This window comes from Streptomyces lomondensis (assembly GCF_014651035.1).
Classification (GTDB): domain Bacteria; phylum Actinomycetota; class Actinomycetes; order Streptomycetales; family Streptomycetaceae; genus Streptomyces; species Streptomyces lomondensis.
In genome coordinates, this window is the sequence record NZ_BMWC01000008.1 from 124,270 (window position 1) to 136,297 (window position 12,028).

A 12,028-nucleotide genomic window follows, 5' to 3' on the forward strand; every position below is an offset into this window, starting at 1 on the left:
ATGACGCACCGGCAGATCATGGAGGCCCTCACCGGCCTGCTGCTCGGCATGTTCGTCGCGATCCTGTCGTCGACGATCGTCTCCAACGCCCTGCCCCGGATCATCAGCGACCTCGGCGGCGGCCAGAGCGCCTACACCTGGGTCGTGACCGCCGCCCTGCTGGCGATGACAGCGTCCACCCCGCTGTGGGGCAAGCTCGCCGACCTGTTCTCCAAGAAGCTGCTCGTGCAGCTGGCGCTCGTGATCTACGTGGCCGGCTCGGCCGCGGCTGGCATGTCGCAGAACCCGGAAACGCTCATCACGTTCCGCGCGGTCCAGGGCATCGGCATGGGCGGTCTGTCCGCGCTGGCCCAGATCATCATGGCGGCGATGATCTCGCCGCGTGAGCGCGGCCGGTACAACGGCTACCTGGGCGCCGTCTTCGCCACGGCGATGGTCGGCGGCCCCCTGGTCGGCGGTGTCATCACCGACACCGACTGGCTCGGCTGGCGCTGGTGCTTCTACGTCGGCGTGCCCTTCGCGGTGATCGCCCTGATCGTGCTGCAGAAGACCCTGCACCTGCCCGTGGTAAAGCGGAAGGTCAAGGTCGACTGGGGCGGTGCCTTCTTCATCACCGCGGCCGTCTGCCTGCTGCTCATCTGGGTCACCTTCGCCGGTGACAAGTACGACTGGGTGTCGTGGCAGACGTATGCGATGGTCGGCGGTTCCGTGGTGCTGCTGGCGCTGTTCGTCCTGGTCGAGGCCAAGGCGAGCGAGCCGATCATCCCGCTGCGGCTGTTCCGCAACCGCACCATCACGCTGGCCTCCCTGGCCTCGCTGTTCGTCGGTGTCGCGATGTTCGCGGGGACCGTCTTCTTCAGCCAGTACTTCCAGCTGGCCCGGGACAAGTCGCCCACGATGTCCGGTGTCATGACGATCCCGATGATCGCGGGTCTGTTCGTCTCCTCCACCGTCTCCGGGCAGATCATCACCCGGACCGGGCGCTGGAAGGGGTGGCTGCTCGGTGGTGGTGTGCTGGTGACGGCCGGGCTCGGGCTGCTGGGCACGATCCGGTACGACACCGAGTACTGGCACATAGCGATCTTCATGGCGCTGCTGGGTCTCGGCATCGGCATGATGATGCAGAACCTGGTTCTGTGCACGCAGAACCAGGTGGAGCCGGGTGATCTCGGTGCCGCGAGCTCGACGGTGACCTTCTTCCGGTCCCTCGGCGGTGCCGTGGGCGTCTCCGCCCTGGGCGCGGTCCTGGCCAACCGGATCACCGACTACGTCAAGGACGGCCTCGCCGACCTCGGTCCCAAGGGCGCGGCCCTCGGTCACGCCGGCACGGGCGAGGGCAACATCCCCGACCTCGGCGCGATGCCCGCGCCGATCCGCACCGTCGTGGAGAGCGCCTACGGCCACGGTGTCGCGGACGTGTTCCTCTACTCGGCCCCGCTGGCGCTGCTCGCGCTGCTGGTGTCGCTGTTCATCAAGGAGGTCCCGTTGAAGACGAGGGGTGGGCTGGCGCAGGCGGCGGACACCGGCGCCCGCGCGGAGGCTCCCGCCGAGGTGGCCGCCGAGGCTCCCGCCGCGGAGAAGGCCGTGCCGAGCTGGGCCGTGGCGGACACCGAGACCGCCGGCGGGACCGGGCCCGAGGGCACGCGGCGGCTCGCCGCCGTCGCCACGGTGGCCCGGGCCGAGGAGCCCGTGTCCGACGGGGGCGGTGTGCCGGTCCGCGGTTTCGTCCGCGGCAGCGAGAGCGCGCCGGTGCCGCAGGCCGCCGTCACGCTGATCTCGCTGGCCGGGCGCCAGCTGGGCCGGTCCGTGGCGCAGGCCGACGGCTCGTACGCGGTGGACGCCCCGGGCTCCGGGTCGTACGTCCTGATCGCCTCCGCCGACGGCTACCAGCCGCAGGCGTCCACGGTCGTGGTGAACGGCGAGCCGCTCGCCTACGACATCCTGCTCAGCGGCACCAGCGGGCTGACCGGCCTGGTGCGGGCCGCGGAGAGCGGGCAGCCGGTCAAGGACGCGATGGTCATCGTGACCGATGTGCGCGGGGATCTGCTGGCCACCCAGGCCACGGGTGAGCAGGGCGAGTTCTCCTTCGCCGAGCTGGTGCCGGGGGCGGTGACCGTGGCGGTGAACGCCGCCGGGTACCGGCCGCGCGCCCTGCCCGTCGAGGTGGGCGGCACCGGGGTCACCCGGGTCGAGATCGACCTGGACTCGGGCGCCCGCGTCCAGGGTGTCGTCCGCGCCCCGCACGGGCCGCTGGCCGACGCCCGGGTGACGCTGGTCGACCAGGCGGGCAACGTCGTCGGCTCGGCCACGACCGGGACGGACGGGGCCTACGCCTTCACCGACCTGGACGGCGGCGAGTACACCGTCATCGCCACGGGCTACCCGCCGGTGGCCACCGCCCTGACGGTCACCGGCCGCGGCACCGACGGCCACGACATCGAACTCGCCCACCCCGGCGAGTAGTACGGACCCCGGCCCGTGGCGGTGGGCGCGCTCTGAGCGGAGGTGCGCCCCTGCCGCGGGCCGGTTTCTTTCTGAGGAGTTGCGTGAGATGGGACTGACCGCGAGGATCCGCACCCGGGACGGATGGGCCGTGTCGCACGCGGTCGTCACGGTGGCGGACATGACGGGCGCGCAGGTGCTGCGGGCCGAGGCCGACGCGGAGGGCGCCGTACGGGACGCCACGCAGCTGGAGCCGGGGGCGTACACCGTCATCGTCACGGCTGTCGGATACGCGCCCGCGGCCTCCAGTGTGATCGTCACGGCGAGCGGGCGGGCCGAGGTCGGCACGGTGACGCTGGCGCGGCAGGGCGGCACCGAGCTGCCGCCGCCGGGGCCGTGGACGATCGACCCGGTGCACTCCAGCGTGGCCGCCGTGGCGCAGCACCTGGGCATCTCCAGCGTGCACGGCCGGTTCACGGAGTTCTCCGGCGCGATCGAGATCGCCCCGGACGACGTCACCAAGTCCCGCGTGGAGGCGGTGATCCGGGCCGCGTCCATCGACACCGGCAACGGCATGCGCGACGGGCACCTGAAGTCGGCGGACTTCCTCGACGTCGAGCGGTTCCCCGAGATCACCTACCGGTCCACGGGGCTGACGGCCACCGGGTCCGACCGGTGGACCGTCCACGGCGAGCTCGGCATGCACGGCGTCGTACGGCCGGTCGACCTGGACCTGGCCTACCTCGGCACCGGCCCGGACCCCTGGGGCGGCACCCGGGCGGCGTTCCGCGCCACGACCGAACTGCACCGCGAGGACTTCGCGATGAAATACAACCAGGTCCTCCAGGCGGGCATCGCCGCCGTCGGCACGACGCTCAAGGTGGAGCTGGACATCCAGGCCGTGCAGGGCGAGTCACTGCCGTCTGCCTGAGGCCGGGTCGGAGACCTTCGCCACCAACTGGCCGCACAGGTCCCGGAGTTTGACGTTCCGGTGCTGCGAGGCGCGGCGCAGCCGCTCCAGCGCGTCACGGGCGTCGATCCGCTCCCGGGCCATGAGGATGCCGATCGCCTGGTCGATGACGCTGCGGGAGAGCAGCGCGGTGCGCACGTCGGCCGCCGACTGGCGCCGCCGCTCGATGCGCAGCGCCACGCTGATCGCGTCTCCGGCCCGGGCCGCGAAGGCGCGGGCCGCCTCCCGGCCCGTGCCCAGCACCCCGGCCCGCGCCCCGTAGAAGTTGATCGCGGCACCCGTCTCGCCCTCGACGGCGATCGGCACCGCCAGCACGCAGCGGACGCCCGTGGACAGCGCGTAGCCCGTGTACGACGGCCAGCGGGACTCCGCGGCCAGGTCCGGGGCGTACTGCTCGGCGCCGGTCTCGGCGGCCTCGACGCAGGGCCCGGAGCCGTTCTCGTACTGCCGCAGGTCCAGCCCCCTGGGCAGGCCGTCGCTGCCGGCCAGGGTGAGCAGCCGGTCCACGCGGCGCACCGTGATGCTGCACGCGGTGGCGCCGGGCACCTCCTGCACCGCGCGGTCGGTCAGATCGCGCAGCAGGGTGTCGAGACCGCTGCTGCGCACCATCGCCTGGTCCAGCGTGTCGGACGTCTCGGAACTCATGACCGTACGGGTATCCCGTCGTCACGCGAACACGCCCCCGAGGTACCTCACGTCACCTCAGGCGGTGTTGTGAGCCCCGACGATACGGCGGGCCAGATCGCGCAGTTTCACGTTCTCGCGCTGGGAGGCGCGCACCAGGCTCTCGAAGGCCGCGGCCGCGTCGATGCCCTGGCGCTCCATGAGGATGCCGGTGGCCTGGCCGATCAGGTCCCGGGTGTGCATGGCCTCGGTGAGCTGCTCGCGCACGGTCGCGGAGTCCAGGGCGATGCTGACGTGCGCGGTGAACAGCCGGCCGATGCGCGTCGCGTCCTCGTCGAAGACGCCCGGCTTGCGCGCGTAGGCCGTGAGCACGGTCAGCCGGCGGCGGTCGGCGCGCAGCCGCAGCGACAGCGCCGAGCGCAGCCCCAGGGCCGACAGCACGTCCCAGCCGCCGTCCGCCTCGCTGTCCGCTATCCGCGCCACCGGGCTGGTCCACAGCTGCTCCCAGTGCCCGGGCTGTTCGCGGCCCTCGTGCCGGGCCTCGGCGGAGCGCACCACCTCGTCGGTCCAGGCGAGCGTACGGAGCTTGTTGCCGCGGTCGATCTCGGAGATGCCGGCGTGCTCGGCCCCGGGCATGAGGTGGACGGCCAGCCGGACCGCCGTGCGCAGCGTGCTGTGCGGAGTGAGGGTCTCGTGCAGTTGCTGAGAAGCCACCGTGAGGGCTTCGGCCAGCTCGAAGCCGACCGGAAAACGGGGCAAATCAGGAAACTCGGACGCAGCCACCACGAACCTCTTCGGCGTGCACGGCCATGGCCGTGCGCAGGAGAGCTCCGCAGCACATTCCCGACTGCGAGCACAGGACGGACAGCACTCTAACTGCTCGGTTGCCTCGAAGTGACGTCCGGCCGACGGGCACGGCAGACGCTTCCGCGACCGCCCCGCGGCATGGTGGAATGGGCCCACGGGTCAGGAAGCGGCCTTACCGGAATACGGACGAACGTCTGCCAGGTGAGCACCGTGACTTTCCTCCCGAATCCCACCGAATCGCGCGACCTGCCCGGCCGCGTCCACCTCGCCATGCCCGCCGAGATCGACTTCTGCAACGCGGCGGAGCTGCTGCCCCTAGTCGTGTCCGCGGCCGAGTCCCGGGGCGACCGACTGGAGGTCCTCGTCCTCGACCTCAGCTCGACCTGTTTCATGGACTCCCAGGGCGTCCGTCTCATCAACGCCGTACGGCACCGGCTGCGCCCCGAGGCGCGGGTGCGCCTGGTGGCCCGGCCCGACGGCGTCGCGAGCCGCGTCCTGGAGCTGACCGGACTGCGCCGGGACGTCCCGGTGTACGACAACCTCGCCGAGGCCCTGGCGTCGTAGGCTGCCGGACATGGCACCGAACATCGCGACGAACACCCGCGTCTCCCTGGACGAGTTGCTCGACTTCGTCCGCCCCCGGCACCACGCGATCCTGCTGACCCGGCGGGCCGACGGCGGCCCCCAGGGCTCCCCGCTGACCTGCGGGGTGGACGACTCCGGCCGGATCGTGGTCTCCACCTACCCGGAGCGCGCCAAGACCCGCAACGCCAAGCGCGACCCGCGGGTAAGCCTGATCGTCCTCAGCGACGACTGGAACGGCCCCTGGGTCCAGATCGACGGCACGGCCGAGGTCGTCGACGCCCCCGACTCCGTCGAACCGCTCGTGGAGTACTACCGGAACATCGCCGGGGAGCACCCCGACTGGGACGAGTACCGCGCGGCCATGGTCAAGCAGGGCAAGTCCATCATCCGGATCACCCCGGAGCGGTGGGGCCCGGTGGCGACGGGCGGGTTCCCGGCGCGGCTGGCCGAGGGGGAGTAGCCGGTCCCTCGTCAGGAGGCTCCGCGCTCCCGGGCGACCATCGCCTCGATGCCCGCGACGAGCAGTTCCAGCGCGAACTCGAAGTCGCGCTCCAGCATCTCGGCGACCGTGTCGCCGCCGCGCGCCGCCATGATCTCCTGCGACTCCTGCATCACGTCGGCGGCCTGCGGGGCCGCGGTCACCGTGCTCAGGGCCTGCTGGAAGTACTCGTCCACGGTCAGGCCGGCGGTCGCGGCCCGGGTGGCGAGGTGGCCCTCCAGCGTTCCGTAGCCGTAGACGAACTGGAAGACGGCCGAGATCGTGCTCGTCAGGCGTTTCGCCGGCAGCCCGGTCCTGCGGACGACGCGCTGGACGGCCCGCGAGAAGGCCAGGTTGTTGGGGCCGATGTTGAGGAAGACGCCGACCAGCGCGGACACCCAGGGGTGGCGCACCAGCAGCGTCCGGTACTCCCGGGCGAGCGCCCGCACCTGGTCGCGCCAGTCCTCATCGGCGTCCGGGTCGGGCAGCCGCATCTCGCCCATGACGTGATCCAGGGCGAGTTCGAGGAGGTCGTCCTTGGTGTCGACGTACCAGTAGACGGACATCGCGGTCACGTTCAGCTCGGCCGCGAGCCGCCGCATGGAGAACCCGGCCAGCCCCTCGGCGTCCAGCAGCCGCACGGTGACCTCGATGATCCGCCCCCGGTCCAGCCCCGAGGGCTGCCCCCCACCGCGCCGCCGGTGCGCCTTGCCTTCCAGCCAGACACTGGCCCGCGCCTGCCCTTCCCGGGCTGCTTTCGCCATGGCGCACCTTCCTCGATCTTTCAATGCCGCTCATGCTAGACGCGCCTCTTGGGGGCGCGGGGAACTGCGCGACCAGCCCAAACGCTCCCGCAGCCGCCCACTACCCAGCCGCCCGAGCTCTTAGGCGGACTCTGCCCGCTCGGCCCGCCGCAACAACGCCGCCGCGACGAGTCCACCAGCCAGCACAGCAACCGCCCCGACCAACTGACTGGTCTCCAACCCAGAGGCGAACGCGTCAGAGATTCGCGCCCTCTCCGCCGCACTGTCGGCAGACGCCAGCGCCGCCGGCAACGACGCCGCCGAGACGGCAACCAGCGACGCGAACCGCGAGTTGAGCACGGCCCCGAGGACAGCAACACCCAGCCCGTTCCCGAACTCCGCGAGCGTCCCGTTGATCCCCGCGCCCACACCCGCCTTCTCGGGCGGTATCGCGCTCATGATCGCGTTGGCCATGGCGGGCATGGACAAGGCCACACCCGCCCCCATCACGACCAGGCCGAGCAGCATCCCCTCGTACCCGTGCCCGCCGAGCAGCGCGATCGCCGCCAGCCCGGCCGACACCAGGGTCATGCCGAGCGCGATCGCCCCCGGCGTACCGACCTTGAGCACCAGCTTCGCCCCGACCCCGGTGAAGTTGAGCGCCACGACGGTCAACGCCAGCGGAGCGGTCCGCAGCCCCGCGTCCAGCGGCTCGTAACCGAGCACGAACTGGAGGTGCTGCGTGAGCAGGAACAGCGACCCCGTCATACCGAACGCCACGAGGATCGCGCCCGCGACCGCGCCCACGAACTTCTGGTTGCGGAAGAAGTGCATGTCGAGCATCGGGTGCTCGATCCGCAGCTCCCACGTCACGAAGAGACCGAGGACGACCACGCCGATCAGGGCGGCGACCAGCACCTGCGCGGAGGTCCAGCCGTGCTCGGGGCCGGTGATGATCGCGTACACGATCGCCGTCATGCCGATGGTGGACAGCACCGCGCCGACCAGGTCGGGCCGGTCGCCCGCCTTGTGCTTGGACTCCGGTACGAGCGCGGCGACCGCTATCAGGCCGAGGACCGCGACCGGGATGTTGATCAGGAAGATCGCGCCCCACCAGAAGTGGTTCAGCATCACTCCGCCGATCAGCGGCCCGGCCGCGAAACCGAGCGAACTGACCGTCGACCACAGGGCGATGGCCTTCACCCGCTCCTTGTCGTCGAAGATCTGCACGACGACCGCGAGGGTCGTGGTCATCAGCAGGGCGCCGCCGACGCCCATGCCCGCACGGGCCGCGATCAACTGGGCGGGGCTCTGGGACAGTCCGGCCACGAGCGAGCCGACGCCGAAGATCGCGAGGCCCGACATCAGCAGCAGCTTGCGGCCGTAGCGGTCGGCGGCGTTGCCCGCGGTGAGCAGCAGGCCGGCCTGCACCAGCGAGTAGGCGTTCATCATCCACTGGACGTCGGAGGTCGACGCGTTCATCTCGCTGGTGAGCGAGGGGATCGCCACGTTGAGGATCGTGTTGTCGAGCAACACGGTCAGCTGCGCCAGGCAGATGACACCGAGGATCAGCCAGCGCTGTGGGTGGCCCTGAACCTGTGGCTGGGCCTGTTCCTGGGGAGTCGTCGTCATGCTGTACACCGTAGAATAGCTCCCATACGCTGTACAACCGAGTAACGGCGAAGGGCGGTGGCTTTCGGCCACCGCCCTTCTCCCGGTCGGGGAGTGTCAGCTGCTCGCCTTCTGCGTGAGGTCGTAGAAGGTCGCCGAACCGACCGTGACCTTCTTGAAGTTGGCCTCGACCCAGGAGGTGATCTGGGAGGAGGTGCCGTCGCTGCTGCCGCCCATGCCACCGCCCATGCCGGAGGCGATGAAGTAGTGGATCTTCCCGTCGGCCACATACTGCTTGAACTGGGCGAGCGTCGGGGACGGGTCGGTCCCGTTGAAGCCGCCGATCGCCATCACCGGCTCGCCGGTGGACAGCTGGTAACTCGCCGCGTTCTGGGCGCCGATGGCCGCCGCGGCCCACGTGTACTGGTCGGCGTCGGCCTCCAGGAGCTTCTTGGCCGCGGAGCTGACGCTGGCGCCGTTGAGCAGACCGCCCATGCCGCCACCGCCGCCCATGCCGCCCATGCCGCCCATCCGGCCGCCGTCGCCGTTCTGCTGGTTCTGTCCCTGCTGGTTCTGGTTCTGGCCCGGCAGGCCGCCGCCGGGGAAGCCCTGCCGGCCTTGCTGGTTCTGCTGCCCCTGCTGGTTCTGCTGCCCCTGCTGGTTCTGCTGTCCCTGCTGGTTCTGGCCCCCGCCCGGGAAGCCGCCACCGCCGGGACCACCGCCGCCGGGGCCGCCGCCACCCGGACCGCCGCGTCCGCCGGCCACCGCCGGACCCGCCGTGACGATCGAGCCGGTGTGCCCCTCGTTCAGCGTGGTGAGGGTGTACGCCGCCGGACCGGCCAGCGCGGCGACCAGGCCCAGCCCCGCGGCGCCCAGGGCCAGCCGGCGGCCCAGCCGGCCGGCGAAGATCAGGCCGAGGGCCGCCGTCAGACCGCCGACCAGCACCAGCCACTTCAGCCAGGGCAGGTAGTCGGAGGAGCGGTTGAGCAGGACGTATCCCCAGGCCGCGGTCGCCGTCATGGCCGCCGCCAGGGTCAGCGACGCCCACGCCTTGTCCCGCTTCTCCCAGAGCAGCACCGCGCCCATGCCGATCAGCGGGGCGATGTAGGGGGCCAGGGCCACCGTGTAGTACTCGTGGAAGATGCCCTGCATGTAGCTGAAGACCAGCATGGTCGTGAGCAGCGCGCCGCCCCAGACGAGGAACGCGCCGCGGGTCGCCGACGTGCGCTTCGCCTTGCGTGTGGCCACCAGTCCGGCGACGAGCAGGATCAGCGCGGCCGGGATCAGCCAGGAGATCTGGCCGCCGATGGAGGAGCTGAACAGCCGGTCCCAGCCGGTCTCGCCCCAGTTGCCCCCGCCGCCGACGCTGCCGGTCTCCTCGCCGTTGAGGCGGCCCAGGCCGTTGTAGCCGAAGGTCAGTTCCAGGAAGCTGTTGTTCTGCGAGCCGCCGATGTACGGCCGGGACGACGCGGGCCACAGCTCGACGATCGCGACCCACCACCCGCCGGAGACGACGATCGCGGCCAGGCCGGCGGCGAGCTGCCCGATCCGCTTCTTCACCGGCACCGGGGCGCAGACGCCGTAGACCAGGGCGAGCCCCGGCAGGATCAGGAAGGCCTGGAGGGTCTTGGCGAGGAAGGCGAAGCCGATGGCCGCACCGGCCCAGAGCAGCCACTTCGTGCGGCCGTCCTCCAGACCCCGGATGACGAGGTAGCAGGCCACGGCCATCAGCAGCGCCAGCAGCGCGTCCGGGTTGTTGAAGCGGAACATCAGCGCCGCGACGGGGGTGAGCGCGAGCACCGCGCCCGCGATCAGACCGGCCGCGGGGCTGAACCGGCGGCGCACCGCCGCGTAGACGACGGCGACGGTGCCGACGCCCATGAGGACCTCGGGGGCGAGGATCGCCCAGGAGCTGAGCCCGAAGAGCCGCACGGACAGGGCCATCGGCCACAGGGCGGCCGGGGGCTTGTCGACAGTGATGGCATTGGCCGCGTCCAGCGAGCCGAAGAAGAACGCCTTCCAGGACTGGCTGCCGGCCTGGACGGCCGCCGAGTAGAAGGAGTTGGCGTAGCCGGAGGCGCTCAGGTTGTAGAGGTAGAGCGCGGTGGTGACGAGCAGCAGGCCCAGGAAGGCCGGGCGGGCCCAGCGGGGGTCCTCGGGGCGGCCGCGCCAGAGCCGTTGCGTGAAGGGCCGCTTGGAGGCGGGGGGCGGCGGGGTGGCCGTGGCGGGCTGCTCCCGGGTGGCCGTGGCGGGCTGCTCCCAGGTGGCGGGGCTCGTGCCCGTCTCGCGGGTTCCCTCGTCGTAGGACGTCGTCATCGGGCGTTCCTCGGGTCGGTGTCGGTCGGGCGTACCGGCTGGAGTTGCACGGTGGCGTCCCTCCAGGTGCGGTCCGCGGCGTCACCGACGCGGAACCGGGTCGTGTCGTACGGGGCGTGCCGCCGCTCGGCCGGCCGCTGCGGGAGCGGGCCGTAGTCCTGGCGCGGGTCGGGTGTTTCCTGGGCCGCCGGGGGCTCCTGGTCGTCCCGCCGGTCGGGGAACACCCACGCCCGGAAGAGCAGGAAGCGCAGCACGGTCGCCGCGAGGTTGGCCGCGATGAGGACGGCCAGTTCGGTGGAGTGCGCGGGCTCGGCGGTGGCCGCGTTCAGTGCCGCGAGCGAACCGCTGGTCAGCGCCAGCCCGATACCGAACACGACCAGGCCCTGCGCCTGGTGCCGGACGGCCCCGCCGGGCCCGCGCACCCCGAAGGTGAGCCGCCGGTTCGCCGCCGTGTTGGCGATCGCGGAGACCAGCAGGGCGAGGGCGTTGGCGGTCTGCGAGCCGGTGAAGACGCGGAAGCCGCTGTAGAGCAGCAGGTAGAAGAGGGTGGACAGACCGCCGACCACGCAGAACCCGACGAGCTGGCGGGCCAGTCCCTTCGGTACGTCCTTGATCTCGCGGTCGCGCGGGTCGTCGCCGAACGGCCGGGTGAGCCGGTCCAGCGGCAGCGAACCGGTGGCCAGGGCCCTGCCGACCCGCCACACGCCCTTGAGGTCGTCGGTCGCCGTCTTGACGATGTGCACGGTCGAGTCGGGGTCGTCGACCCAGTCGACCGGCACCTCGTGGATCCTGAGGCCCGCCCGCTCGGCGAGCACCAGCATCTCGGTGTCGAAGAACCAGCCGGTGTCCTCGACGAGCGGCAGCAGCACCTGCGCCACGTCACGGCGGATCGCCTTGAACCCGCACTGGGCGTCGGAGAAGCGGGCCTGGAGCGAGCCGCGCAGGATGAGGTTGTAGGCCCGGCTGATGAACTCCCGCTTGGGGCCGCGCACCACGCGCGAGCTGCGGGCCAGCCGGGAGCCGATCGCGAGGTCCGAATGGCCGGAGATCAGCGGCGCCACCAGCGGGAGCAGGGCGTTGAGGTCGGTGGACAGGTCCACGTCCATGTAGGCGAGGACGGGGGCGTCCGAGGCCGACCAGACGGCCCGCAGGGCCCGGCCGCGGCCCTTCTGCTCCAGCCGGAAGGTGGTGACCTCGGGGATCTCCGCCGCCAGCCGTGCCGCCACCCGCGGGGTGGTGTCAGTGGAGGCGTTGTCCGCGATCGTGATGCGGAACGCGTACGGGAAGGTGCGGGCGAGGTGCTCGTGCAGTCTGCGGACGCACGGCTGGAGGTCCTTCTCCTCGTTGTAGACGGGGATCACTACGTCCAGGACAGGCGTACCGGCTGGTGCGGCCGGGAGGTGCTCCCGCGCCGGCAGGGTGCCGGGAGAAGAATCGGTTCGCATGGAACCG

At 71.6% G+C, this 12,028-nt stretch carries 10 protein-coding genes; 4 read left to right on the forward strand and 6 right to left on the reverse strand.

The genetic code is table 11. The features are described from left to right. Both IE255_RS25665 and IE255_RS25670 read left to right on the forward strand, forming a co-directional pair. On the forward strand, positions 1 to 2,463 hold the full coding sequence (locus IE255_RS25665; RefSeq protein WP_505016482.1) for an MFS transporter: 2,463 nt from the start codon (positions 1 to 3) through the stop codon (positions 2,461 to 2,463). An 88-nt stretch (positions 2,464 to 2,551) separates the two neighbouring features. Then, positions 2,552 to 3,373: a YceI family protein gene (locus IE255_RS25670; protein WP_190052732.1), complete on the forward strand. Its 822-nt coding sequence runs from the start codon at positions 2,552 to 2,554 to the stop codon at positions 3,371 to 3,373. On the opposite strand, the gene IE255_RS25675 is transcribed toward IE255_RS25670, so the two are convergent. Beyond that, on the reverse strand, positions 3,356 to 4,057 hold the full coding sequence (locus tag IE255_RS25675) for a GAF and ANTAR domain-containing protein (RefSeq protein WP_190052733.1): 702 nt from the start codon (positions 4,055 to 4,057) through the stop codon (positions 3,356 to 3,358). The genes IE255_RS25670 and IE255_RS25675 overlap by 18 nt on opposite strands. Positions 4,058 to 4,114: 57 nt before the next feature. Further along, the gene (locus IE255_RS25680) at positions 4,115 to 4,795 is read right to left on the reverse strand and encodes an ANTAR domain-containing protein (protein WP_190052734.1); all 681 of its coding nucleotides are present in this window, start codon (positions 4,793 to 4,795) and stop codon (positions 4,115 to 4,117) included. Between the two features lie 258 nt (positions 4,796 to 5,053). On the opposite strand from IE255_RS25680, the gene IE255_RS25685 reads away from it, so the two are divergent. Then, positions 5,054 to 5,407, forward strand: coding sequence for an STAS domain-containing protein (locus IE255_RS25685; protein ID WP_372487585.1), 354 nt, complete (start codon positions 5,054 to 5,056; stop codon positions 5,405 to 5,407). A 10-nt stretch (positions 5,408 to 5,417) separates the two neighbouring features. Continuing rightward, a complete protein-coding gene (locus IE255_RS25690; protein ID WP_190052736.1) occupies positions 5,418 to 5,888 on the forward strand; it encodes a PPOX class F420-dependent oxidoreductase in 471 nt (156 codons plus the stop codon). Between the two features lie 11 nt (positions 5,889 to 5,899). On the opposite strand, the gene IE255_RS25695 is transcribed toward IE255_RS25690, so the two are convergent. From IE255_RS25695 to IE255_RS25710, 4 genes are all read right to left on the reverse strand, one after another. After that, complete coding sequence (locus IE255_RS25695; RefSeq protein WP_190052737.1) at positions 5,900 to 6,670, reverse strand: TetR/AcrR family transcriptional regulator; 771 nt, start codon at positions 6,668 to 6,670, stop codon at positions 5,900 to 5,902. Positions 6,671 to 6,790: 120 nt separating this feature from the next. Continuing rightward, a complete protein-coding gene (locus tag IE255_RS25700) occupies positions 6,791 to 8,281 on the reverse strand; it encodes an MFS transporter (protein WP_190052738.1) in 1,491 nt (496 codons plus the stop codon). Between the two features lie 96 nt (positions 8,282 to 8,377). Continuing rightward, a complete protein-coding gene (locus tag IE255_RS25705; protein WP_190052739.1) occupies positions 8,378 to 10,576 on the reverse strand; it encodes an ArnT family glycosyltransferase in 2,199 nt (732 codons plus the stop codon). Continuing rightward, positions 10,573 to 12,021 (reverse strand): bifunctional glycosyltransferase family 2/GtrA family protein, encoded by a 1,449-nt coding sequence (locus IE255_RS25710; protein WP_190052740.1) that lies wholly within the window; start codon positions 12,019 to 12,021, stop codon positions 10,573 to 10,575. Before IE255_RS25710 ends, IE255_RS25705 begins: the two co-directional genes overlap by 4 nt. Positions 12,022 to 12,028 lie beyond the last annotated feature (7 nt).

Excerpts from the sequence above, each read along its gene's own strand:
- IE255_RS25665 (WP_505016482.1), top strand. The coding sequence starts at position 1 with ATGACGCACCGGCAGATCATGGAGGCCCTCACCGGCCTGCTGCTCGGC.
- IE255_RS25670 (WP_190052732.1), top strand. The coding sequence starts at position 2,552 with ATGGGACTGACCGCGAGGATCCGCACCCGGGACGGATGGGCCGTGTCG.
- IE255_RS25675 (WP_190052733.1), bottom strand. The coding sequence starts at position 4,057 with ATGAGTTCCGAGACGTCCGACACGCTGGACCAGGCGATGGTGCGCAGC.
- IE255_RS25690 (WP_190052736.1), top strand. The coding sequence starts at position 5,418 with ATGGCACCGAACATCGCGACGAACACCCGCGTCTCCCTGGACGAGTTG.
- IE255_RS25695 (WP_190052737.1), bottom strand. The coding sequence starts at position 6,670 with ATGGCGAAAGCAGCCCGGGAAGGGCAGGCGCGGGCCAGTGTCTGGCTG.
- IE255_RS25700 (WP_190052738.1), bottom strand. The coding sequence starts at position 8,281 with ATGACGACGACTCCCCAGGAACAGGCCCAGCCACAGGTTCAGGGCCAC.
- IE255_RS25705 (WP_190052739.1), bottom strand. The coding sequence starts at position 10,576 with ATGACGACGTCCTACGACGAGGGAACCCGCGAGACGGGCACGAGCCCC.
- IE255_RS25710 (WP_190052740.1), bottom strand. The coding sequence starts at position 12,021 with ATGCGAACCGATTCTTCTCCCGGCACCCTGCCGGCGCGGGAGCACCTC.